This is a genomic window from Hymenobacter segetis, assembly GCF_054776495.1.
On record NZ_BAAHBV010000001.1, the window covers coordinates 2,471,529 to 2,496,248 of the forward strand.

13 protein-coding genes are annotated in these 24,720 nt (G+C 61.4%); 7 read left to right on the forward strand and 6 right to left on the reverse strand.

The genetic code is table 11. The annotated features are described in order from the left end of the window. Positions 1-367: 367 nt before the first annotated feature. Positions 368-2,320 carry an NADH-quinone oxidoreductase subunit L gene (gene nuoL, locus ACYU70_RS10250; RefSeq protein ID WP_342295978.1) on the reverse strand — a complete coding sequence of 651 codons (1,953 nt, stop codon included), beginning with the start codon at positions 2,318-2,320 and terminating at the stop codon, positions 368-370. Between the two features lie 95 nt (positions 2,321-2,415). Beyond that, positions 2,416-2,760, reverse strand: a complete 345-nt coding sequence (nuoK, locus tag ACYU70_RS10255) for an NADH-quinone oxidoreductase subunit NuoK (RefSeq protein WP_342295976.1) — start codon at positions 2,758-2,760, stop codon at positions 2,416-2,418. Positions 2,761-3,255: 495 nt separating this feature from the next. On the opposite strand from nuoK, the gene ACYU70_RS10260 reads away from it, so the two are divergent. Further along, on the forward strand, positions 3,256-11,271 hold the full coding sequence (locus tag ACYU70_RS10260) for a T9SS type A sorting domain-containing protein (protein ID WP_342295975.1): 8,016 nt from the start codon (positions 3,256-3,258) through the stop codon (positions 11,269-11,271). 480 nt (positions 11,272-11,751) lie between these two features. Here the strand turns inward: ACYU70_RS10260 and ACYU70_RS10265 are convergent, their stop codons facing one another. After that, the gene (locus ACYU70_RS10265) at positions 11,752-14,121 is read right to left on the reverse strand and encodes an IPT/TIG domain-containing protein (protein ID WP_342295974.1); all 2,370 of its coding nucleotides are present in this window, start codon (positions 14,119-14,121) and stop codon (positions 11,752-11,754) included. Positions 14,122-14,457: 336 nt separating this feature from the next. Here ACYU70_RS10265 and ACYU70_RS10270 point away from each other — a divergent pair, with 336 nt between their 5' ends. From ACYU70_RS10270 to ACYU70_RS10295, 6 genes are all read left to right on the forward strand, one after another. Next, positions 14,458-15,027: an RNA polymerase sigma factor gene (locus ACYU70_RS10270; RefSeq protein WP_460615984.1), complete on the forward strand. Its 570-nt coding sequence runs from the start codon at positions 14,458-14,460 to the stop codon at positions 15,025-15,027. Positions 15,028-15,141: 114 nt separating this feature from the next. After that, positions 15,142-15,519 (forward strand): hypothetical protein, encoded by a 378-nt coding sequence (locus ACYU70_RS10275; RefSeq protein ID WP_342295972.1) that lies wholly within the window; start codon positions 15,142-15,144, stop codon positions 15,517-15,519. A gap of 108 nt (positions 15,520-15,627) precedes the next feature. Beyond that, positions 15,628-15,882: an autorepressor SdpR family transcription factor gene (locus ACYU70_RS10280; RefSeq protein ID WP_342295971.1), complete on the forward strand. Its 255-nt coding sequence runs from the start codon at positions 15,628-15,630 to the stop codon at positions 15,880-15,882. Positions 15,883-15,910: 28 nt separating this feature from the next. After that, on the forward strand, positions 15,911-16,573 hold the full coding sequence (locus tag ACYU70_RS10285; protein ID WP_342295970.1) for an SdpI family protein: 663 nt from the start codon (positions 15,911-15,913) through the stop codon (positions 16,571-16,573). A gap of 218 nt (positions 16,574-16,791) precedes the next feature. Further along, complete coding sequence (locus tag ACYU70_RS10290) at positions 16,792-17,196, forward strand: peptidase associated/transthyretin-like domain-containing protein (RefSeq protein WP_342295969.1); 405 nt, start codon at positions 16,792-16,794, stop codon at positions 17,194-17,196. A 245-nt stretch (positions 17,197-17,441) separates the two neighbouring features. Then, entirely contained in the window at positions 17,442-17,915 is a 474-nt protein-coding gene (locus tag ACYU70_RS10295) for a carboxypeptidase regulatory-like domain-containing protein (protein ID WP_342295968.1), read from the forward strand. Between the two features lie 82 nt (positions 17,916-17,997). Here the strand turns inward: ACYU70_RS10295 and ACYU70_RS10300 are convergent, their stop codons facing one another. The 3 genes from ACYU70_RS10300 to ACYU70_RS10310 all read right to left on the reverse strand — a co-directional run bounded on the left by ACYU70_RS10300 (position 17,998) and on the right by ACYU70_RS10310 (position 24,509). Next, positions 17,998-21,648, reverse strand: coding sequence for an ABC transporter permease/M1 family aminopeptidase (locus ACYU70_RS10300; protein WP_342295967.1), 3,651 nt, complete (start codon positions 21,646-21,648; stop codon positions 17,998-18,000). A gap of 138 nt (positions 21,649-21,786) precedes the next feature. Further along, on the reverse strand, positions 21,787-22,689 hold the full coding sequence (locus ACYU70_RS10305) for an ABC transporter ATP-binding protein (protein WP_342295966.1): 903 nt from the start codon (positions 22,687-22,689) through the stop codon (positions 21,787-21,789). 299 nt (positions 22,690-22,988) lie between these two features. After that, complete coding sequence (locus ACYU70_RS10310; RefSeq protein WP_460615988.1) at positions 22,989-24,509, reverse strand: outer membrane beta-barrel family protein; 1,521 nt, start codon at positions 24,507-24,509, stop codon at positions 22,989-22,991. Positions 24,510-24,720 lie beyond the last annotated feature (211 nt).

Genomic DNA, 24,720 nt, shown 5'->3' on the forward strand with positions numbered 1-24,720 from the left:
AAGCACGACTGCTCCCAGGGCAAGGCCACGTAGGAGATTAGGTTTTGAGACCATAAATTTTAGGTGTGTGGAATAGATGCGATATCCGCTGCGAGCCATTCAGCCCATCTTGCATTGGATGTGCAGCTATACCCCTTCCAGCTAAAAAAGTTGTTCTCTTCGCTCTTTAGCATCGAATCACCAAAACAGAATAATGATATGAGTCAAGTAATTACAAATGCAAATGTTTGGCTTTATTCTGCTATCGACGGCCTTATCCACTTAGCAAACCAGCCTCTTTAAGCTGCCTGCCAACGGGCAATCACATAAAAAAAGCCGCCTGTTTTCACAGGCGGCTTTCCCAATTATTATCCCGAAAATTCAGGTCCTAGAACCGTCCGAAATTCAGTCCCAGAATCAGCACGATGCCGATGACCATCAGTATCAGATAGGTTTCCACGGCACCGGTCTGCACGTAGCGCAGCAGCTGGCCACCGCCATTCACCGCGCGGCCAAAAACGCCCACCACGGGATTGATAACGCCGTTTTCCACGAACTTATACAGGCCCGTCGACAGCGCCATGATGGGCCGCGTGAACACGTTATTGTACAGCTCATCGATGTAGTATTTGTGATACACCAGGCTTTCGGGAGCCGAGCGGTGGGCCTCGTCTTCGGCCGGGCGCGTGGCGCGGGCCACGTACATCACATAGGCCAGAATGATGCCCAGCAAGCCAGCGGCAACCGAGGCAATCATGAGCATCAATTCGGTGTGCTCATCGGGCTTGGCCGAGAAAACCTCGGGCAGAATACGCTGCGAATACGTAAAAATCGGGGCCAGATATTCGGCCAGGTAATGGTGCCCACCGGTAAACATCGGCGCGCCCATGAAGCCGCCCACGGCCGCCAGAATAGCCAGCACGATGAGCGGGAACGTCATCGAAGCGGGCGACTCGTGCAGGTGGTGCTTCTGCTCCTCCGTACCCCGGAACTCGCCAAAGAAAGCCAGGAAGAGCAGGCGGAACATGTAGAACGCCGTCAGGAAAGCGGTGAGCAGGCCCATGGCCCACAGCACTTTGTTGTGTTCAAAGGCGTGCGCGAGGATTTCATCTTTCGAGAAGAAGCCCGAAAACGGCGGAATGCCCGAAATGGCCAGACAGCCGATGAGGAACGTGAGGAAGGTGATGGGCAGCGCCTTGCGCAGACCGCCCATGCGGCGTAGGTCCTGCTCGTTGCTCATGGCGTGAATCACGGAGCCGGCCCCGAGGAACATCAGCGCCTTGAAGAAGGCGTGGGTGAGAACGTGGAACAGAGCGGTGGAGTAGCCCATCACGCCCAGCGCCAGAAACATATAGCCCAACTGCGAAACGGTGGAGTAAGCCAGCACCTTCTTGATATCGTTCTGTGCCAGGCCGATGGTGGCCGCAAACAGCGCCGTAGCCGCGCCCACAATGGCGACAACCTGCAGCGTATCGGGCGAGAGCGTGAACAGCACGTTGGCCCGCAGCACCATGTAGATACCCGCCGTTACCATGGTAGCAGCGTGAATGAGGGCCGAAACCGGCGTAGGGCCGGCCATGGCGTCGGGCAGCCAGGTGTAGAGCGGCAGCTGGGCCGACTTGCCCATTGCGCCCACAAACAGCAGCAACGTGATGGCCGTGCAGATGCCCACGCCATACGTGCCGAACTGGCCGAGGCTGGCCTTCTGGAACACCTCGGCGTACTGCACCGAGTTGAAGGTGAGGTAAATCAGGAAAATACCGAGCAGGAAACCCAGGTCACCGATGCGGTTGATGATGAAGGCTTTCTTGGCGGCGTTGTTGTAGGCCGTATTCTTGTTCCAGAAGCCGATGAGCAGGTAGGAGCACAAGCCCACGCCTTCCCAGCCGATGAAGAGAATGACGAAGTTGGCCCCCATCACCAGCAGCAGCATGCTGAAAATGAACAGGTTCAGAAAGCTAAAAAACTTGCCCACGTTCTCGTCGTGGTGCATGTAGCCGATGCTGTAGACGTGAATCAGGAAGCCCACGCCCGTCACCAGCAGCAGCATTATAAGGCTCAGCTGGTCAATCTGGTACTGGAAGGGAATCTGGAGCGAACCCACCGAAATCCAGTCGAACAGCTGCACGGTGTACTGATACTGGAAATTCAGGAACAGCATCACCGAAATCAGGAACGAGCCCAGCACGGTGGCGCTGCCGATGAGACCGGCCACGGTACCGGAAAGCTTCTTGTTCAGCAGTCCATTCAGCAAAAAGCCCAGAAAGGGCAGCAGCGGAATCAGGACGTAGATGAACGTAGAATAAGGGGCGTTGGCGCCGGGGAGAACGGTTTCTTGCATGTACGTAGGGGCGGGGCTTGTCCCTGCCCGGCTAGCGGAACGATGAAATCAGGAGAATAACGGCGCGAACGGCCGGGCGGGGGCAAGCCCCGCCCCTACCACTTCAGACGACTCAACAAATTGACGTCGGTGGTCTGGAAGTTGCGGTAAATCATGACGATGATGCCCAGGCCCACCGAGACTTCGGCGGCGGCCACGGCCATGATGAAGAACACGAAAATCTGGCCGTGGGGGTCGGAGCGGTAGGCCGAAAAGGCCGTCAGCAGGATGTTCACGGCGTTGAGCATCAGCTCGACGCACATGAAGATGATGATGGCGTTGCGCCGCACCAGCACGCCCGTGACGCCGATGGCAAACAGGGCCGAGGCGAAGAAAACGTAGTACTGAAGCGGTACGGTCCGAATGACTTCGGGGATGGTCTGGGAAACGGTTGGGTCCATACAGGAAGGGCCGGCGAATGGGCAACGTGCAGCCGGCCGGCCGGCAAAGGTACCCGAAAAACCACCAGTCCAAAAATCACAATTCAACCCGTGGCGCTTCGGGGCGGGGCAAAGGAGCCGTCCCTGCTCCTATGCTATCCAAAACCAGGGGCGCGGACCGTTTTCGCATCCAGTAAAGTGGTTGCATCGTGGGCTATGCACAATAAACAACTATTCAAATCAATATAAATAATTATGGTTAGAGAAAAACCGTCTCATAAATAATTTATAACAAAAGTTCAATTGGCAAATCAAGAGAAATATCGCCTAATATTAAACTTTTCCATGATGAAGCTAACTCCATTAAAGATAATCGGGCATTACTTTTCCCGAGCGCCAAAGCTGCTTTTTCTAATGGATTAATTATGCAAACTTTGTATTATGTAGAACTATAGCCACATTTCCTTAACTCCTGCTTACCCTTTTTTACCGAATTATTCACATTCCCTTCTTTTCATGAAACCATTCTTACTTGGATTATTATCCATATTCTGGAGTACGTTGGCAATGGGTCAGACCTTGTATACGTTCAACGGAGGCGGAACCACCGGCGATTGGGACGCCGCCTACAGCTGGACGACTGACCCCACGGGCTCAACCAGCATCAATGCCCGGGTTCCGGCGGCCAACGACAATGTGGTAATTACCAACAGCTTCGTGCTGTCAGTAAAAAACCTGGTGGCAGCCACGGGCCTGAACGTGACGGTGCAGAAGGGCGGCGTGCTCGACCTGACTACGGCCACCAACAACCTGCCGGCGCTGGCCAGCCTATCCGGCCAGGGCACGCTGCGCATCGCGGGGCCATATTTCCCGACGGTGACGACCAACAACTTCGATGATGCCAACACGGGCACCGTCGAATTCTATAACTGGGCCGCTGGTCCTACGGCCTTGCCAATCCCGGTTTCGGGCCTGTACAACAACCTGCGGCTGCTGAACACCACGGCCACCGCCTACAGCACCTACCTCGATGCCAACCTGACGGTGAACGGCAACCTAACGCTGCTGCGCTCTAACGCAACGGCTTTCCCTTCGGGCAATGACAACGCTACTGCTGCCGCCGCTGCTGCGGCCGCGGGCATTTCGCTTAGAATAGGAAACGCGGCGGCCAACCGCGCCCTTAGCGTGTATGGCGACATCACGATTGGCGGGGGCACGTTTTTGGGCGTGGGCAGCGCCAACAACGGCACGCATACGCTGACGGCCTACGGCAGCTTCATCAACAACGGCACGGTGAACCTACACAACGGCACCGCCGACGACAATCAGGTGGCCACGCTCGTTTTTTCGGGTGCCACCGGTGCCACGTTCGCCTGCAACGGCGATACGGACCTCGATATTCTGAAAGTAGACAAGGGCATCGACAGCCAGGTACTGCTGAATGTGACCTCGGCGCAGGGCTTGCACGGCAACGCCCAAGGCAACCTGCGCCTCGGCCACGTAGGCGCTAACGTGGACCTGCTGGTACTGGTGAACGGCATAACCAAGCTCGGCAACAACGTTTATCTGGCCAAAATCAGCAACGTTACGACCACGGGCACCGGGTTTTCGCTCGGGTCTTCGTCCACCAGCCCCACGCTTTGGATAGCCGGGGCCACGGTTATTAACAATTACGCCAACGCCTTCATCGTATACGGCACGTATCGGATTAGCGGGGGTTCGCTGACCAGCGTTAACTATGATGCCATGGTGGTGCGCGAGGATGGGCAACTGCTCATCGAGGGCGGCACCACTACGGTGGATAAGTTTCGGCCGTCGAGCACCTCGTCGTCGCACCGAGGCTCGTTCATCATCTCTGGCGGAACGTTCGAAGCGGTCGGCACCTATGTTGGGTCTGTTTACGTGGCCCAGGCCCGCTTCTCGATTCCTTACCTCACGCAGGGCTTCCGAATGACGGGTGGCACCATCCGGGTGAGCAACCCCGCCAACTCGACCGGCGCTTTCCACATCGGAGTCGACCCGAATAACGCCAGTGTTAGCGGCGGCCTCATTGAAATCATTCTGCCTAATACGAACACCAACGCCCCCATTCTGTCGACGGCCCCGCTCTGGAACCTGACCATCCGGAAGCCAACGGCGGGCGGTACCAGTAAGGCATTGCTCGCGAACATTACGTCGGAATACACGACCGGGGCCACCAACAATGCCCAGCCCATCACGGTGCTGAACAACTTCACGCTCGACGCCACGAACCCCACTACGTTCGATGCCGCTAACTTGGACGTCAACATCCAGGGCACGCTGGCCATCGGCACGGGCTGCACCTACCTGCCCGGCACCAATACCACGACTTTCAGCGGCCCGCAAAACCAACTGCTGACCAACAATGGCACCATTGGGGCCACGGCTGGCATTGGCACGTTCAATAACTGGACGGTTAACAAATCGGCCGGTACGCTCACGCTGGGCGGCACGGTCACGACCTACCGGGTGCCGGCCACGGCCACCCTCTCGCTGCTGAAGGGCGTGCTCAACGACGGCACCAAAACCATCAACGTGCTGGGCAATATGGTGAACTCGGCAGCGCACACCAGCGCCGGCGGCTCGGGTAGCATTGTGCTCAACGGCACGACCAACCAAATTGTGAGCGGCGATGGCAACGGGGTATTTGGCAACCTCAAAATCAACAACTCGGCCGCCACGGGTACCGTGGCCGTCACGTTTACGGCCAACATGAGCGTGGCCAGCACGCTCACGATGCTGAGCACCAACATTCTCGCCATTGGCTCGAACCGCCTGGCCCTGACCAACGTGGAAAGCTCGGGGCAAACGGGCGCACTGGCCCTGGGGCCGGGCAACGCCTTCTCTACTTCGTGCTTTATTCAGACGGCCGGCAACCAGAGCGATTTGGGCCTGCAGAAAACCTACGGCAAAGGCGATTCCTTCACCTTTCCGGTGGGCACGGGCCTGGGCACTACGGCCCGCTACGCCCCGGCAGTGATTGAGCTGCGCCTGGCCTCTTCGGCCCCTCTCGACAAGTTTGGGCGGGTGAGCGTGAGCCCGGTGAGCTCGCGTAATCCGTTCGTAACGGGCACCACTAATTCGCTGGCTTACTACTGGAAAGTGCGCAGTGCCGGCTTTGGGCCCATCCCCGCGGGTTCGATATACGAGCAGTTTACGATGACCAATACCGATGCGCCCGGCACCCGGGCCAACTACGTACCGGCCCGTTACCTGCCCATTGCCTGGACGAAGTACACCACCAACGACATGAGCATTGGCTCGTCGCTCTCTTACATCAACTTCAGCGCCATCGACCAGGTCGACGGCGAGTTTACCGCCGGCGAACCAGCTGCGTTCGGCACCGTCACGGCATTCTACAGCCGTGGCAGCGGCAACTGGGAAACCCCCGCTACCTGGAGCACCAGCAGCTTCAGCGGCGCAGCGGCCACCACGGTGCCCGGGGCCGGCAACCCGGTTTTCATCGGCTCGGCGGCCGATGGGGCCAACCACACGGTGACCGTGACAGCCAACAATGCCAAAGCCGGCTCGCTGGTGATTGACAATGGCTCAACGCTGGATGCCCAGGCCTTTACGGGGCTCAATTTCGGCGCTTTGCCGGATTCGAAGCCGGGCGGGTCGGGTTTGCTGCGCATGGCCTCGACCACTACCCGCACGGGTGCAAATAAAAAGAATGACCCTTATGTGTACACGACGACGACCACCTTCCCGGGCGGTGATTTCGGGTCTTTCCTGCAAGCGGGCGGCGGTACTGTAGAATACTACACAACGACTACCGCTTATGCCGCAGACCCTTATAACCAAGCGGTAACGCTGCCCACTACTTCGTCGACGGGCCTGGCCCTGACCTCGTACAACAACCTCTCCCTGAATGCCCTTCCCAACACGAGCGTTACGCTTCCCGACGCGGACCTGCGCATTTATTCGCAGCTAAAGGCTGGTACGGCCGCCGCGTACACCGGCGATGCGTACCTGAGCGGCACGGCTAACGGCGACCTGCGCATCGGGACGCTGCTGGGTGTGCAGACGGGCGCGCTGCACTTCAGCAATGGTAATGCGCGCAATCTGTTGATTGAAGGCGATATCCAGGTTAGCAGCGGGGCTACTTTCGACACCAACGGCAGTGGCGCTGCGGTTGCCAACACTTTGTTGGTGAGCGGCTCGACTACCAACAACGGTACGCTGAACTTCAACACCGGCGGCAAAACGGCCGCCCTCACCTTCACCGGCGGCCAACCGGCGAGCATCACCGGTCCTACGGCCAACACCACCAACCTATATTCGCTCACGGTGAACAAGGGCATCGGCCGCACGGCCACGCTGAACCTGGACGTGGCGGGCACCCTCACAACGCCAACCAGCAACTGGCTGACCCTGACCAACGGCACGCTGCGCTACGCCAAGAATTCGGGCACGCAGCCCCTGACCATTCACAACGCGGCCAGCCCCTACCTCATCACCGACAACGCGGGTCTGACCGTAGATGCGCCCAATGCTGCGGTGACCGTAGCCACGAACACCAGCGCGGCCGCCGACCTGAAAATGGCGGGCCAAGTGCAGGTGCTGCAAGGCAGCCTGAGCGTGGGCAGCACCGCCGGCACCGGCAACGACCTGGAATACGCCAGCGCGGGCACCCCCACCCTGAAGGTGAGCGGCACCGCCACGCTGTACGTGAACGGCCAGATTCGCCGCACGGTAACCAACCTCGACGGGGCCTTGCGCTTCGAGCAGACCGGCGGCACCATCGACATCGACGGCAAGGGTGCTACGGCAGCCCAGAGCAACGAGCGCGGCCTGTTTGAAGTGCAGGGCAAGGGCAGCATCTTCCGCATGAGCGGCGGCACCATGAACCTGCACCGCTCCAACGGCCGGCCCACCATCGCGGCCGACCTGTACCTGGCCCCCGACTCGACGGTAGTAACCGGCGGTACGGTGGTGCTGGGCAACACCGCCGCTGGCGCGGGCAACGTGACCGTCAGCGTGAGCTCGACGGTGCCGCTCTACGACCTGCGCGTGGAAACCGGTGCCAACAACACGAACACCAACACCGGCCTGCTGACGGGCGTACTCCCGCTGACGCTGAAAGGCTCGCTGACCATTGGCAACGACAACTCGTTTTTCAATGCCAACAGCTTGGGGCTGAACATTTATCAGAGCCTCATCAATAATAACACTTCGGCCAGTACGGCCCTGAACGCGGGCGGCTTCCAGCCGATTTCGACCACGCAGACCACGACCTTCCTGGGCGGCATTGCCACGCAGCTGCTCACGGGCACGGCCAGCAACCTGACCGTATTCGGCGGCCTGGTGCTGAACACGCCCCAGACCAACGGCAAGCTGCAGCTCGGCGGCAACGTGCTGACGGCCGGCACCCTGACCCTGACCAAGGGCACCCTCGACGACAACGGCAAAACCCTCACCGCGCTGGGCGACGTGCTGAACTCGGCCACGCACACCAGCACGGGCGCGGGCAGCATCGTCCTGGCCGGCACCGCCAACCAAAACATTGGCGGCAACGGCGCAGGCCGCTTCGGCAACCTGACGCTGAACAACGCCGCTGGGGCCACCGCCACGGCCAACCAGGAAATCACCCAGGTGCTGGCGCTGAACAACGGCGTGTTCACCATTGGCTCGAACCTGCTGTGGCTGAGCAACCCCGCCGCCGGGGCCGTGACGGGCTTTAGCGCCGCGCGCTTCATCCGGACCAACGGCATTGTGGCCGACCTGGGCCTGCGCAAGAGCTACCCCGCCAGTGCGCTGAACTTCACCTTCCCTGTGGGGGCAGCTGCCAAGTACACGCCCGTGCAAATGAACCTGACCGCCAACGCGGTGGCCGGCACCATCACGGTGCAGCCCATCGCCCTGGCCCATCCTTCGACCACCAACCCGCTGGCCCGGGAGCTGAACTACTACTGGAAAGTGAGCAGCACGGGCCTGAGCGCCTCGCCCACGGTCACCCAGCAGTTCACCTACATCGACAACGGCGCGGGCAACGACGTGAATGGCACGGAAACCAGCTACAAGCTGGGCCGTTTCCTGAACGGGGCCTGGAACCCCATCAACGGCATCAGCGGCAGCGTGGTGGATGCCACAGCGAACACCCTCACCAACACCGGCGTCAACTACATCAGTGGCGACTACACGGGTGGCGAGATTTCGGAGTTCGGCGCGGTGCCCACCTACTACAGCCGCAACGCTACGGCCGGCCTGGCCGCCGGCGCGGCCTGGGACCTGGCTTCGTCCTGGACGTTTAATGCGGACGGTACCGACTCCGGCCCGCTGCCCACCAGCTTCCCCACCCTGGCCAACCCGGTGGTGATTAACAGTGGCCACCTCATCAACTCAAACGGCCCGGGCCGTGGCGCGGCCACGCTGCAGCTGCTGGGCACGCTGGACCTGGCGGCCAACGCGGCCAACAACTTCAACACCGTGACCGGCACGGGTACGCTGCGCATTGGCTCGGCCCTGTTTCCGGCCGGTAACTACAGCAACTTCGTCGCGCCCAACACCGGCACCGTGGACTTCACGGGAGCCGTGCAGCTGCCGGCCCGCGATACGTACAATAACCTGACCCTGTCGGGCGGCAATGCCAAGCAGTTCACCAACCTCGACCTGACAATCAACGGCACCCTAAACGTGGCCGCTGGCACGACGGTGGACAACCCCACCAGCCAGAACATTGCCCTGGCCTCGGCCACGAGCGGGGCCACGGTGGCCGGCACGCTCAACCTGAACGATGGCCAGCTCACGACCGGGGCTGCGCTCACGACGACCAGCACTGGCACGGTGAATCTGGGAGCCGGCGCGGTAACCCTGGGCACCGCCCTGACCAACAACGGCTCGCTGGTGCTGGGCAACGGTAACTTCAAAACGGGTACCTCGCTCACCAACGGCGGCACGTTCGATGCAACGAAAGGCGCGGGCGCTATCACCGTGGGCACCAGCTTCAGCAACAGCGGCACCTACCTGGCCGGCACCGGCAACCTGGACGTTAACACGACCTTCACCAACACGGCAGCCGGCAACTTCTCGGCCGCCACCGGCGAGGTGAATGCCACCGGTTCCTTCACCAATGCGGGCTACTACGCTGCCACCGCCACCAACCTGCTGCACGCCAATGCGGATTTCAGCATCCCTGCGGGCGGTTATTTCTCGGCTGGCACTTCCACGCTGGTGCTGCGCGGCAACTTCACCAACGCCGGCACCTTCGACCAAGGCACCAGCCTGGCGCAGTTCCTCACGGACGTTAACCACTACATCACCGGCAACACCACTTTCTGGGACTTGCAGAAGTTCGGGGGCAATACCCTTGTGATGGGCTCGAATACCAACGTGACGGTAGCCGACCTGCTGACCCTGCAGAATGGCCTCTTCTACACGGGGCCGGCGGGCTCGAGTAACACGCTCAGCCTGACCAATACGGCCACCCAGCCCATTATCGGCAACACGCTGAGCTCCTACGTGTCGGGTCGCCTGGCCATGACGCTGCCCAACGACGCCGCCAGCATCCGGGTGTTCCCGGTGGGCGCTGGCGGCCGCTACCGCCCCGTCACGATTAAGCCCCTGGGCGTTTCGTCGAGCCCGGTGGTGCTGGTCGAAATCATCAACGGTGCCCCGGCCGGTTCAGTCGATGGCACGCTGTCGAACCTCTCGGCCAACCGCTACTATCGTATTCAGCTGCTGTCGGGCACCATCACCCAGCCCACGGTACAGCTGAGCTTCAACACCGATGTGGTGGATGAAACCGTGAACGTGCCCGGCAACCTGCGCGTAGCCCGCTCGGCTGGCGCCAGCGGCCCCTGGAGCACGGCCGGCGGCGCGGGCGTGTACTCGCCCGATGCCCCCCGGGGCTACACCGTTTCTGCGGCCAATCAGACCGTTATCAACAACAACTCGTTCTTCGCCCTGGCCTCGACCAACAGCGTGGATAACCCCCTGACCGGCTCCGCGCCGCTGCCCGTCGAGCTGGTGCAATTCACGGCTACGCTCAAAGGCGCGGCCGTGCACCTGGACTGGGCCACGGCTTCGGAAAAGAACAGCGCTTATTTCGCAGTGGAGCGCTCGGCCGACGGCCAGCGGTTCAATGAGATTGGTCGTGTAGTGGCGCAGGGTAGCACTACCCTGCACCACGACTACGCCCTGGTAGACGCGGCTCCGCTGACCGGCCTGAGCTACTACCGCCTGCGGCAGGTAGACAATGACGGCACCCTGGCCTACTCGCCGGTGGCTACGGTGCGCTATGCGCCGGAAAATGCCGCACCGGTGCTGCAGGCCTACCCCAACCCTGCCACCCACGCGGGCTTCCAGCTGGCCATCACCGGCCTCACGGGCAGCACGGGTAGCACGGTGCAGGTGTTCGACAACGTGGGCCGCCTAGTGCTCACGCAGGCCGTAGCGCCCAACACGATGCAGACCGCCATTCAGCCGGCTCGTCCGCTGGCGACGGGCATGTACTTCGTAACCTGGACGACGGAGGGCGCCAAGCTGACCACCAAAGTGGTGGTAGAATAGCGCAACGTAACCTTTCTGAATCCTACCTCCAAAACCCCGGCTGCACTAGCAGCCGGGGTTTTTTATTTTGGGCCTGCTGCTGGAGCGGGGCCGCCCTGCCGACAACGCTTCAGTACCGGAATACCCAGCAATATCAAGGCTTGCACATTAGCATTTCACGCAGTGTTTCGGGGTGTTCAAGCGCAGTATTTCGCAGTGCTGTTCTGGAACGACACGGCGAAACACTGCGCTTGAACACCCCGAAACACTGATGAAATAAGAAAACCTATTTTGGTGCGGAGCCCTACCCCATCGGGGCTTTTTTGCCCACTTATTCCCAACTGTTTATCAGTGATTTGGCTGATAAACATCTACGTCATCTGAAGAAAACTCACTCCGCACCATCAGTCAGTTCACACAAAAAAGAGCCCCACCGGAAAAATCCGGTGGGGCTCTTTTTTTAAGCAAGCGGCCGGTTTGGGGCGGCCGCCCGGCAGCGGCTTAGCGCTTCTCGATGCGCCGCACGGCCGTCAGGCCTTCCTGCTGCACTTCGAGGAAATACACACCGCTGGCCAGGGCGGCCGGCAGCGCCAGACGCTTGTCGGCGCCGAGGGGGGCCGGGGCCAGCACCAGGCGGCCCGTCAGGTCGCGGAGGGCCACGGTGGCCGGAGCGGCCGAGGGCAGCGCCACGGTCAGGTTGTCGGTGGCGGGGTTGGGGAACACGCTCAGGCCGGGCAGGGCCTGGCTGGCCAACGTGGCCGACACCAGGTTGAACGACGTGGCGCTGGTGGCCGTGCCGCCCGGCGTGGTCACCATAATCAGGCCATTAACGCTGCCCGTGCCGGTAGGCAGCGCTGCGGTAATGGTGGTAGCATTCACCACCGTGAAGTTGGGCACGTTGAACGAGCCAATACGCACGGCCGTAGCACCCGTAAAGTTGGTGCCCGTGATGGTTACCAACGTACCGGGGCCGCCCGTGGTGGGCGTGAAGCTCGTGATGGTAGGCGCGGGCACGGTCACGGTGAACGTAGCCGCGGCCGAAATACTGTTGGCAGGGTTAGTCACCGTTACGTTGAAGGTGCCAACCGTAGCAACGGAGCTGGCGGGCACCGTAGCCGTCAGCTGAGTAGCCGATACAAACGTCGTGGTCAGCACGATGCCGTTGAAACTCACTACCGAGCCCGACACAAAATTGGTACCCGTTACGGTCAGGGTGAAGGCAGCGCTACCGGCCACCGTCGTATTCGGCAATAACGCCGTGATGGTGGCAGCCGGAGTCACAATGAAGTTAAACGGAGCCGATGCCCCTCCGCCCTGGGCCGGGTTGGTGACAATAACCGGATAGGTTCCTACTACCGCGCCAGTAGGCAGGCTAATGGACAACTGCGTGGCCGAAATGTAGGTGGCTGGCAGTGACGTTCCGCTGAAGGTCACGGTCGAAGTCGGCAGGAAACCCGTGCCGATGATGGTAAGGGTGAAAGGACCGGAGCCCTGCGCCACCGAAGCCGGCGAAAGGCTGGTGATGGCCGGCGTGGGGTTGGGCACAGTCACCGTGAAGGTGCCCGTGCTGGTGGCCGTGCCGCCTGGCGTGGTCACGGCAATCGGGCCGCTGGTCGCGCCCGTAGGCACGGCAAAGGTGATTGTCGTCGCGTTCACCACCGTGAAGCCCGTTACCGCTACCCCGTTCAGGGTGAGGGCCGTGGTGCCGGTCAGGTTGGAACCCGTGACGGTAATCGTGGTACCTACCGGCCCACTGGTGGGGCTGAAGCTGGCAATAACCGGGGCCGGTGCCACCGGCGCAAAGGCAATGCCGCGAAAAGCGGTGTTGGTAGCGGCCGTGGCCACCGGAGCCGGAATGCTGGTCAGCGTAGGGGCCACGTTGTAGCCGGTAGTGTCGGAGAGCAGGTACAGGCCGGTGGCGCTGGTGGCTATCAACGACACCGTGGTGCCGCTGGTGTTGCCATCGAGGCCGCGCACCGTGGCCGTGGCCGACCCGGCAATGATGCCGTTCAGCGTCCAAGTGCCCGCCACCAAGCTCCATTTCTGAATACCACCGCCGGTAACGCTTCGGTCATCAGCCACATACACTACGTCCACACCCGGCACGGTCGTGCTCAGGTCGGCAAAATAGAAGCCGTAGGGGCTGGAGCCGGCCGTGGTGGCCGGGAAGCCCGGCAGCACCGCCACGGTTTGCCCCGCCGCCGTGGGCAGGCCCGTGCCCACCGTGCTCAGGCCGATGTAGGGGCTCGAAGCCGCCGAGATATACAGGTTGCCCCCGGCCACGCTCACGCCGCGCAGGTTGGTGGGTGCCGTGTTCAGCTGCGTAGGGTTGAAGCCGCCGAAGGTGACGTATTGCACGCCCGAGTTGCCGCCCACCACATACAGGTTCGTGCCATCTGCCGAGGCCACGGCCCGCACGTTGGAGGCGCTGAAAGCATTGCCCAGGCTGGTGCTCGTGTCCACGGTGCCATCGGGGCTCACCACCCCCACCACGCGGGCCACGTCGGCGGCCGTGGAAGCCGCCACGCCGGTGGTGCCGGGAGCAGTGCCGTAGCCGGCCAGCAGCAGGCTGCGGCCATTGCCGGTCCGGGACAGCACCAGCTCCGACGTGGCGTTGCCGCTGGCGGTGAGAATGCGGTTGTTGCCGGTTACGGCCGTGGGCAGGGCCACCGACTGCACCAGTACGCCGGCCGGCGTGTATTCATCCAGGTACACTGCCGTGGCCGCCGTGGTCAGGGCGGCCGTTCCATCGCCTACGCGCGTCACCACAATGTTGCCCGGCGTGAAAGGTGCTGCGGATGCCAATGCCGGCCCCAAGCACAGCCACCCGACGAAGCAGGCCAACAATTGCTTAAAGTAGGAATAATTCATGGTAAAAGGTGAAAATGGGGGAAATTATGAAAGGGTTATTAATCAGTAATATTGTTCTATTCAAAGGTACTGCCCCCCATCCAATAGTTTGGCAGGTATCAGGATTAGCAATGAATGAAATGTGAATTTTAACAGAGTGATTCGCCTCCTGCCTAATGCGTATGCCGGCTGGTCCCGCACGTTGCCCGCCGTCGCCGACCGGCATATCCGCTGCGCAGGCTCGGCCGCTGATTTTGTTGCGCAAATCGAAAAACCTTAAAGTAATTTCACCGGGTCATCGTCTGTTTATTCAGAATGACAACCATGGCACTTTCGCTCCCCTCTCCCCTCCTGCCGATGACGGCTTCGCAGCAAGACCGCCAGATTGCCGAAGCCGTGCGCCAGCAGCGCCCCCGGCTCCTGCAGTTCATCCGGCGGCGCATCCCCGACGAAGCCGAGGCCGAAGACCTCCTACAGGACGTCTTCGCTGAGCTCGTGGAAAGCTACCGGCTGCTCAAGCCCGTGGAACAGGCGGCGGCCTGGCTCTTCCGGGTGGCCCGCAACCGCATCACCGACCTCTACCGCCGTAAGCGGCCGGTGAGCCTGGAAGCGGCCTTTGGCGCGGCCGAAGCCAGTGACGACGGTGAAGGCTTGCTGCTGGCCGACCTGCTGCCCGCCCCCGACGACTCGCCCGAAAACCGCCTGCTGCGCGAAACCCTCATGGAAGCCCTCAGCGAAGCCCTGGCCGAGTTGCCGGCCGCCCAGCGCGAAGTATTTGTGTGGCACGAGCTGGAAGACAAAACCTTCCGCGAAATGGAAGAGGAAACCGGCGTACCGCTCAAAACCCTCATTTCGCGCAAGCACTACGCCGTGCTGCACCTGCGCAAGCGCCTGCAAAAGCTCTACACTGAATTATTCACCGACTAACGGTGAAATGGTGATGTGGTGAACTAGTGAATTTGACGTTTTGCCAATATCTGTTGGCCGCTCAAATTCTCATTCGCCTGCTCACCACCTCACCAGTTCACTATCTCACCAATCATGGACCGTAAATTCTGGCTGCTCCGCGGCCTCCGTTTCTTTTTCTTCGCGGCGCTTTTCATTGCCGTTGCCGGGTTTGCCACGCAGGCCCTCTGGAACTGGCTGATGCCATCCTTGTTCCGTCTGCCCACCATCACGCTGGGCCAAACCTACGGCCTGCTCCTGCTGAGCCGCATCCTGTTTGGCGGCTTCCGGGGTGGGCGGCCGGGCGGCTGGGCCCGCAAGCGCCGCGAGTGGAAGCTGCGCATGGCTGGCCGCATGGAGCACCTCAGCCCCGAAGCCCGCGAAAAATTTCGCCAGCAGATGCAAAGCCGCTGTGCCGCTTGGGGCCGCCGCCCCGAAACGACCGCCGAAGCCACGGCGCAGCAACCGGCCTAGCAGCCGGGCCTGCCGAAATTATTTTAGCAGCGCGGCCCCTTTCAGAGGGGCCGCGCTTTTTTATTCCAATTTTATTTAGACATTTGCCTAATCATTGAAACACCTAGTATGAATGCTCTCTTCAAAGCCCTGAACGACCCCACGCGGCGCGCCATCCTGGAGCGGCTGCGGGGCGGGCCGGCCACCGCCGGGGCCATTGCCGAGCAGTTCCAGTTCTCGGCCCCCACCATCAGCCACCACCTCGACCTGCTGCGCCAGGCCGACCTCGTCACCAGTCAGAAGCAGGGTCAGTTTGTGGTCTACACCCTCAACATGACGGTATTTGACGAGCTGCTGGGCTGGCTTTATCAGTTCAAATCCTAATTTTTCCACTTCCTTTTTTGCGGTACTCATGAAAAAGAATCTGCTCCTGTGGCAATTGCTCACGCTCGTGGCCGTGCTGGCTCCGTCGCTGTACCTGCTTTATGTGTGGCCGCAGCTGCCCGCCCAGGTGCCCACGCACTTCGACGGCAGCGGGCAGGCTAACGGCTACACCAGCCGCGACCACATGTGGCTCCTCACGCTGGGTTTGCCGCTGGGCATAGCCCTGTTTTTCAGCGTCCTGCCCTACCTGGACCCCAAGCGCCGCCTCGACAGCAACAGCGTAAACTTCCAGAAGCTGCGCCTGGCCGTGGTGGCCATGCTGGGCGGGCTGGCCGGCTACGGGCTGTACATGGCGTTGCACCCTGGTACTTCGGGCGGGGGCCTGCTGGTGCTAGTGGGCCTGTTTCTGGCCTTTATGGGCAACTACCTCACCACCGTGCAGCCCAACTACTTCGTGGGCATCCGCACGCCCTGGACGCTGGAGAGCCCCACCGTGTGGGCACGCACGCACCGCGTGGGCGGCATGCTTTTTTGCCTGACGGGAATGCTGATTGCGGGCCTGGCGCTGGTGGTGCCCGCGCAGCAGATGCACCTGGTGCTGGTGGGGCTGCTGGTGCTCACGGCGGTGTTTTGCTACGGCTATTCCTACTTCGTTTTCCGGCAGGAAGAGCAGGGGCGCAACGTGGCCTAAGCCCGCCGTGGCAATGCCCAGGGTATCTGCTTCTTCCTCAAAAGCCTCTGCACGCAAGTGCGGAGGCTTTTTTTATTGATTCCTGATGGGTACATCGAAACTTAATTGCGCTTATCCAATAATAAAAGTGAATTTATTATTACAAACACTTGCAACATGCGGTGATTTTATTGTACGTTTGTATCCTCCAATAAAAAATGTCATTAGTGCAATACGCTATGAAATCCGGCCTCGCCTCCACCGTTGTTGCCATTGGCCTTTTGCTGGCCGCCATGCCCAGCCAGGCGCAATATGCGTACACCCAACCCGGGGGCAAGCCGGAAGAAACCACCAGCACCGACCCTGAGGAAAGCGCTAACCCCGCCACAACCAAAGTCATCCACGGCGTGGTGCAGGGCCGGAAAGGGGTATTGCCCGGGGCCACAGTGTGGCTACACGGCACCCGCACCATTGTGGTCACCAACTCGGAAGGCGAATTTGAGCTGCGCGTGCCCACCAACGTGAAAGAAGTGGAGCTGACCTGCGGCTTCGGCGGCCTACGCGAAGAAGTGGTGCGGCTGGCTGCCGTGCAGGCGCTGGGCTCGGTATACCTGCTGCGTGACACCGCGCCGGACACCAACTAAGTCTTTTCCAGCTGATTTACGGCACTTACTGTTTACCATACCTTTTGTTCTGCATTCCGCTTTTTGAAGAAGCCCTGGCCTTTGAAGCCAGGGCTTCTTCGGTTTTCAGCGGCCCGCGAATCCACTGATTTGGCAAATCCAGTCATTCGCTGGGAGTTTGGCGTGGTTGAACGAGGCCAGCTTCTACCCCATTAATGCAATACGACATTTGTATCATTCAAAATCATCCGAAATTACTTACTCCAATGCGCCTCCTCTCTGTACTCGCCGCCACCGTTGCTACTTGTGTTATCAGCCTCGCCTCACTTACGGCGCAGGCCCATCAGCCGCTTGCCAGCACGGCTTATGCCATGACGGCGGCTACTAATGACGGCGATACAAAGCCGGAGAAAATGACACTCATCGGCAAAATCACCAACCCGGCCGGCCCGCTGCCCGGCGCGGTGGTCATCCTCACGGCCACCAAGCAGATGGCCGTGACCAATGCCGACGGCGAGTTCGAGTTTGAAGTACCGGCCAACGCCGGGGCGCTGCAAGCTACGGTAACCTACGCCGGCTACGCCGATGAAACGATGACCCTCAATGCCGCCGCCAACGAATCGACGGTGAGCCTGACCAACGCCCACGTTATCGTGGTATCGCGCAAGCAGCAGCTCAAGCGCTACCTCAAAACGGCTCACAAGCAGGTAAAGCACGACCTGCGCCTGGCGCGCCAATAAGCACCAAGAGGCAATCCAAACGCACAAAAAAATCCCCGGCCAGCGCGGCCGGGGATTTTTTTGTACCCTTCGGTTTCAGGGCCTACAGGTCTTTGGTGTTGTCGTCGAGCTGACGGTCCATTATCAGGTGGTAGGGGTCGACGGCGACGGAGGCGGGCTTTTTGCTCACCACGAAGCGCAGCTGGTTGTCGCCGGTGCGCAGGCGGCGCTTCTGGAGCAGCAGCGGGGCTGCGGGCTTTTTATCGGGGCCGGGCTCGGGGAAAATGGCCACGGGCAGGGCATCGCGGGTTTGGTCGGCGGGCTTCTGGGTGCCCAGGCTGTCGGCGTAGAACTTGGCCGACTTCACGGTGAAATCGACCTGGTAGCGGCCGTCGGGCAGCTTTTTACTGGTGGCGGCGGTCACGCGGTTGTCGAAGATGGTGATGCGCTCAAGCTGGTCGGTTAGGTAGGACTGGAGCGAATCGGGGGCGGCGCGGCGCAGGTAGCCGATGAACTCGGTGGAGTTGGTGTAGGGCGGCTGCTGGTAGGCCACGGCGGCCACGTACTGCTTCAGGGCGGCGTTTAGGGTGGCCTCGCCCAGGTAGTCCTGCAGGCCGTACATCACCACCGAGCCCTTGGCGTAGTGGATGTACTGCTGGTTTTCGACCAGCGCCAAGGGCACTTCCTTCTTCCGCTCGAAGGCGCGGCCGGAGAGGTAGCGGTTCATGTCGAACTTGAGGAAGCGCTGCATGGTGGCCGGGCCGTTGTGCGCCCGCAGCACCATCAGGGCCGAATATTCGGCCATGGCCTCGGCCATCAGCGTGCTGCCCTGCACGTTGCCGCCGATGACCTGATGGGCCCACCACTGGTGGCCCACCTCGTGGGCCGTCACGTAGTACGGGTAGTTCAGGTCTTCGGGGTCTTTGTCGTTCACCTTGGCAATGAAGCCGATGGCTTCGGAGAAAGGCACCGTGTTGGCAAAGCTCTGGGCGAATGACTGGTAGCGCGGAAACTCCAGGATGCGCAGCTGGCGGTGCTGGTAGGGCGAGAAGTTTTTGGAGCAATACGCCAAGGCATCCTTCGCGCCTTCGGCCATGCGCTGGAGGTTGTACTCGTGGCCCGGCTGGTAGTAGATGGTGATGGGAATGGTGCGGTGCCCGGCCGTATCAACCCACTGGCTCTTATACTCTTTGTAGCGCGCCGAGAGGAAGGTGTAGAAGTTGAGCATGGGCCGGTCCATCACGTAGGTGAAGTAGCGGCGGCCGTCTTTCACCCACTCTTTTTGCAGGTAGCCGGGGGCAATGGCGGTCTGGTCGGCCTCGGTGCTGACGGTGGTGCGGAAGCGAATCCAGTCGGCATCGGCGCTGATGTAGGTGTTTTGGCGGGCCTTCAGGTCGTTCACGGGGGCCATGCGGGGCTTGGGTTTCAGGCCGTAGTTTTTGCGGTCCTGGTCGCCGCTCAGCTCGGCATCTTCGCGGTAGCCTAGGCCCGGCAGGTAGTTGCTGCTGATGAAGGTGCCGTTGTACACGATGTCGGTATTGGAACCCGAGTTGGGGAAGCCGCGCTCCTGGTAGCGAATGTCCATGTTCAGGGCCAGCGAATCGCCGGGGGCCAGCGGCTGGGCCAGGCGGTAGAGGCGCACGCCGTAAGTGGTGTCGTTCAGGGCCAGGGTGGCCTGGCCGGATTTGCCCAGGCTCAGGGCCAGCACGCGGGGATTCTGCTCCACGGGAATGCTTACGATAACGGTATCGAGGGCGCGGGCGTGCTTGTTTACCAACGTGAACTGGCCCCGAAACCGCACGGCGCGGGTGCCGGGGAAAATCTCCGTGTTCATATCCACGGCCGTGATGCGGGGCTGGGCCACGTCCTTGAGGCGGCGGTACTGCTTTTCGTAGGCCACCTGGCGCTTTTCGCCTTCTTTGGGCGTCAGGTATTTGTTCAACACGTTGGTGTTGTAGAAGATGTAGTAGCCTGCGCCCAGGCTCATAAGCAGGCCTAGGGCCAGGGCGGCGCTGCTGCCGGGGCTCCAGCGGCGGCGGGCTTCGCGCAGGCGGCCGGTGGCGTCGGTGCCGCGTGTCCAGAGCAGGCTGGCCAGCAGCACCAGCAGCACGGCCACGCCGGCCCACAGCAGCTTGGTCCACCAGAAGGCCGGCAGGAAGTGCCCGTAGCCGTTCATATCCGAGTACGGCCCCGGCGAGCCGCCGCCGCCAAAGCCCAGCAGCCGGTGGCCCAGACCAATCTGGCTGCGGAAAAGGTTGGCTACGTAGTAAACCACCATCACCGCGAAGCCCAGGTACTTGTTGTTCACCACCACCTGCGTCACCATGCTCAGCACGCACAGCAGCAGCAGGAACGGCAGCTGGTACAGGAACAGCGCCTGCAGGTAGAGGCCGATTTCGTAGTGGAAATAGCCCCGGAACGTCTGAATAACCAGACCGCACACCATGATGACGGCCAGCAGCACCACCTGCACCAGGCCCAGGGCGGTGAGCTTGCTCAGCAGCGGCACCCAGCTGGGCACGGGCACGGCATCGGTAATCTGGGCCACGCCGGCCTCGCGCTCGCGCCACACCAGCTCGCCGCTGTAGAAGATGATGATGGCCAGAAAGAACAGAAAGAAGGAGCCGGTGATGGCCTCCAGCATCTCGTAGGTGACGGGGTAGGTGGCGGTATCGAAGGTGCGGCCCACCTGCGCCGACGTGGCCAGCAGCAGGATGACGCCCGCCCCGGCAATGGCCAGAAAGTAGCGGCTGCGCACAATGCCCCGGAATTCCAGCTTGGTCAGGCTCCACCACTGGCGCCGGCTCATAGCACCGGAAAAGACCTGGGCCACGCGCGGTAGCAGCAGGCCGCCGGGCTGGGCGGCGGGGGCTACGTCGGCATCGGCAGCAGCCACGCGGCGGCTCTTTTTCTCGGGCTTCTCTGAGGCGAAGACCGAGAACCGGAACCGGGCGTAGCACAGCGCCAGCAGCCCCAGCCCAACGGCCAGCCACACGGCCCGGTTCAGCAGCACGTAGCTGGAGAGGGGCAGCAGCAGGGTGTTCTTTTCAGCCGAGGTCCAGTAGCGGGTTGTGAATTCGATGGCCGAGATGCCGAAGGCATCCAGCGCGGCTACCAAGTGCTCATTCTTGAGGTCCTGCAGGTAGGCTGTGGCCACCAGGTACACCACCAGCAGCAGCACCGAGCCAATGTAGGTGCTTAGGATATTGCGCGAGAGCGTGGCCCCGGTGAAGAAAATAGCCCCCGAAAACAGCAGGTTGGGCAGCACCATCACGAGGTAGGGCCACAGGTAGGTACCCATCGGAGCCACGGCCAGAAACCGGTCGGCCTGCACCCAGGGCATGAGGCCCGCCACCGCCGCGCCCAGCGCGACGCCGCTGAATACCAGCGCCGCAATCAGGTAAGAGCCCAGGAAACGCCCGCCCAGATAACCGAACTTGCTGATGGGCGTGGTGTAGAACAGCGAATGCGTGCGGTACTCGAAGTCGCGGTAAACGGGGTTGCCCATCAGCGAGGAGGCGATGATAATGCCGAACACGCTCAGAATCGTGGTGATGATGTTGAGCGAGAATGGGGCGTTAATTTTCACCGCTTGCCCATCGCCTCCCAAGGAAACGTGCACGCCCGTGCCGAAGCCGCCGCCGGCCGCCGTCACCAGCAGAAACGCCATGAGGAACAGCAGGAAGAAGTAAATCCAGGTGGCGGGGCGTTTGAGCCGGTATTTAAGCTCGAAAAGAAGTATTGCTAGGAACATAGTCGTCTGTCATCCTGAGCGCAGCGAAGGACCTTATCACGTCCGCGCTGCGCGGGTTAGGTAATGCCCGGGAAGGGCGTAAGTCTGACGAAAGCAGCCGTGATAAGATGCTTCCTTCGTCAGCATGACAACGGCCTGTCAGGCCATTACCGCCCCGGCCTTGCTCCTTACTTCGTAGTTCTGGATTTCCGAGAAATACACGTCCTCCAAATCCGGATTCACCGCTTCAAAGCCGCTATCCGGCGCGCCATCGGCCAGGACGTGCACCACGGTCTTGCCCGCGAACAGGCGGGAGCTGATGACCTGCTGGCTGGCTTGCAGCGCGGGCAGTTCGGCCTTTTCGATGAGCTTGCGCCAGATGCGGCCTTTCAGGTTGCTCATCACCGATACCGGGTCGCCGGTGAGGAGGACTTCGCCCTTGTTGATGATGGCCATGTGGCGGCACAGGTCGGCCACGTCGCTCACGATGTGGGTGCTGAGGATGACCACCAGGTTTTCGCCAATCTCCGAGAGCAGGTTGTGGAAGCGGTTGCGCTCGGCGGGGTCGAGGCCGGCGGTGGGCTCGTCCACGATGATGAGGCGGGGGTTGCCGAGCAGGGCCTGGGCGATGCCGAAACGCTGCTTCATGCCGCCGGAGTAGCCGCCCACGTGCTTCTTGCGCACGTCGTAGAGGTTGGTTTGGTGCAGCAGGGCGGCCACCATTTCCTTGCGCTCGCGGCCGTTGGCAATGCCTTTGAGGGTGGCGAAATGGTCGAGCAGCTCCTCGGCGCTCACGCTGGGGTACACGCCAAACTCCTGGGGCAAATAGCCCAGTACGCGGCGCACGGCCTCTTTGTCGCGCAGCACGTCGATGTCATCGAGCATGATGCTGCCGGTGTCGGCATCCTGCAGCGTGGCGATGGTGCGCATCAGGCTGGACTTGCCCGCGCCGTTGGGGCCGAGGAGGCCGAACATGCCGTTGGGGATGTTGAGGCTGACGTTTTTGAGGGCCTGCGTGCCGTTGGGGTAGGTTTTGGAGAGATTGGTAATGGTGAGGGCCATACTTTTTTTTGCAGAAAGTGAAAGAGGTGAGCCGGAAGGTACTGTGCGCCACTGAATCGCCGGAGCGGCGGGCGGCATTACAGCGGGTATGGCCGAGAGATGCGCGGCGGGGGGCCGGGGTTGCCTGGATAAGCGGTACCAGACCGATGAAATGGAAAAAGAACGTCATGCTGAGCGTAGCCGAAGCATCTCTACCGTGCCACTAATCCTTTCGATTGGATTGCTATTGCGGTAGAGATGCTTCGGCTACGCTCAGCATGACGTTCTTTTTTTCCGGACTTCCGGCCTGATTCCCCCTCCTACTGCCCGCCTTGCTTACTCCCGCCGCCCTTCACGTCGTCGTTCGAGATGGACTTGCGCTGCTTGGTTTGCTGGGCCTGGCCGAAGCGGTAGTTGAAGCTGAGGCGGAACGAGCGTTGGTAGGCGTAGTTGCGGTTGGTTTCGGTGAAGGTGGGCGTGTCGGTGGTGTTGCGGTAGAGCCAGTAGTCGTTGAAGGGCGCGGCGAGGTTGAGCACCACATCGGCCTTGTCCTTGAGGAAGGTTTTCTTGGCCCCCATCTGGTAGTAGAGGTTGCCGGAGCCGCGGCCCTGCAAGTCGGGCGAGGGCAGCGAGGCGAACACGAAGCCTTGCAGAGTGAAGTTTTTCGGGAGCTTGTAGGAAGAGTTCAGGTTGAGGCCGGCCGTGAAGCCGCGCCGCTCGATACCCAGCGAAGGGCTGCGGCGCACGATGTACTGAATATCGGGCCCGCCGCTGATGTCCCAGCCCTTGGCCGGCTTGGCCGAGCCGTAGAAGTTCAGCTGGTAATAGGCATTGGCAGCCACGTTGGCGTAGGTCTGCTGGGTTACGCCATTGGCATCGGGCCCGAGGCGGATAGACTCGATGGCGTTGCCCGTGCGGCGCATAGAGGCCGCGATGTTGAGCGAGCCGGCCTTGCCGTTGGTGTTGAAGCTCAGCTCGTAGGAATCGGTCAGCTCGGGGTTGAGGTTGGGGTTGCCGTACACCAGGTTCTTCGGGTCGGAGCGGTCCCTGAAGGGGTTGAGGTAGTCGATGTAGGGCCGGGTGATGCGGCGCGAGTAGGCGGCGCGCACGCTGTTGTTGTCGCTGAAGGAATACTGCGCGTTTCCATTGGGCAGCAGCGTGAGGTAGCTGCGCACGAAGCTGGTGTCGTTGGTGCGGAAATCGGCCGCGAGGCCGGTGCGCTCCAGGCGGCTGCCCAGGCTCAGGGTCAGCTTCTTGGTCAGCTTGTTGGTGTAGGTGGCGTAGGCCGACTGCACGTTCTGGTCGTAGCTGAAATCGGTGGAGCGGCCGGGCAGGCGCACAAAGTCTTCGGTTACGCCCCGGGTCAGGCCATCGACGTTGGCCACCGAGCCGGTGCTGCGCCAGATGGATTTGAGGCCCGTTTCCAGCGTTTGCTTCTCGCCGAAGGGCTGGGTGAGGTCGGTTTGCAGGGTCACTTCCGAGCCCGGCGTGCGGCCCCGGCTGCGCTCGCGGTAGCTGGCACTGCCCACCTCCAGGTTGGTGGTGGAGTTCTGGTATTGGTCGAAATCGTAGCCGAAGGTGCCGTCGTTGCGGGCGTACTGGCCCAGCACGCTCCACTCCTTGCGGGGCAGGGCGTAGGTTTTGGTGTAGGTGCCGGTCAGCTCGCCGTTGAGGCCGCTGAACACGCTGTTGGTGGCGCGGGTGAACAGCTGGTTGGTCTGCGGCTGGGCGGGCGACACGTAGTCGTTGAGCATGTTGTTATAGTCATGGCCGGCGTAGTGGTTCACCGAGGCGGCCAGCGACAGGCTCTGGTGCTCACTCAAATCATAGTCCAGGCCCATTGAGCCGTACAGCCACTGCCCGCTGTAGTTGCCCACGCCCTCCTGGGTCAGGGTCGATTTGTCCAACTTGCCGAAGCGCACCCGCTCCGACTTATTGGGGCCGTACCAGCCGCCCGTGCCGCCCGAGGAAGTGAAGCCCAGCTTCTTGGTTTTGAAGTTGAGTGAGCCATTCACACCCGAGTTGCGGCTGCCGAGGGAGGTGCCCACGCGG

Coding starts and splice junctions, on each gene's coding strand:
- ACYU70_RS10305 (WP_342295966.1), bottom strand. CDS start 22,689: ATGGCCCTCACCATTACCAATCTCTCCAAAACCTACCCCAACGGCACG.
- ACYU70_RS10310 (WP_460615988.1), bottom strand. CDS start 24,509: ATGGGCCTGGACTATGATTTGAGTGAGCACCAGAGCCTGTCGCTGGCC.
- ACYU70_RS10285 (WP_342295970.1), top strand. CDS start 15,911: ATGAAAAAGAATCTGCTCCTGTGGCAATTGCTCACGCTCGTGGCCGTG.
- ACYU70_RS10265 (WP_342295974.1), bottom strand. CDS start 14,121: ATGAATTATTCCTACTTTAAGCAATTGTTGGCCTGCTTCGTCGGGTGG.
- ACYU70_RS10275 (WP_342295972.1), top strand. CDS start 15,142: ATGGACCGTAAATTCTGGCTGCTCCGCGGCCTCCGTTTCTTTTTCTTC.
- nuoL (WP_342295978.1), bottom strand. CDS start 2,320: ATGCAAGAAACCGTTCTCCCCGGCGCCAACGCCCCTTATTCTACGTTC.
- ACYU70_RS10270 (WP_460615984.1), top strand. CDS start 14,458: ATGACGGCTTCGCAGCAAGACCGCCAGATTGCCGAAGCCGTGCGCCAG.
- ACYU70_RS10260 (WP_342295975.1), top strand. CDS start 3,256: ATGAAACCATTCTTACTTGGATTATTATCCATATTCTGGAGTACGTTG.
- ACYU70_RS10280 (WP_342295971.1), top strand. CDS start 15,628: ATGAATGCTCTCTTCAAAGCCCTGAACGACCCCACGCGGCGCGCCATC.
- ACYU70_RS10290 (WP_342295969.1), top strand. CDS start 16,792: ATGAAATCCGGCCTCGCCTCCACCGTTGTTGCCATTGGCCTTTTGCTG.
- ACYU70_RS10300 (WP_342295967.1), bottom strand. CDS start 21,648: ATGTTCCTAGCAATACTTCTTTTCGAGCTTAAATACCGGCTCAAACGC.
- ACYU70_RS10295 (WP_342295968.1), top strand. CDS start 17,442: ATGCGCCTCCTCTCTGTACTCGCCGCCACCGTTGCTACTTGTGTTATC.
- nuoK (WP_342295976.1), bottom strand. CDS start 2,760: ATGGACCCAACCGTTTCCCAGACCATCCCCGAAGTCATTCGGACCGTA.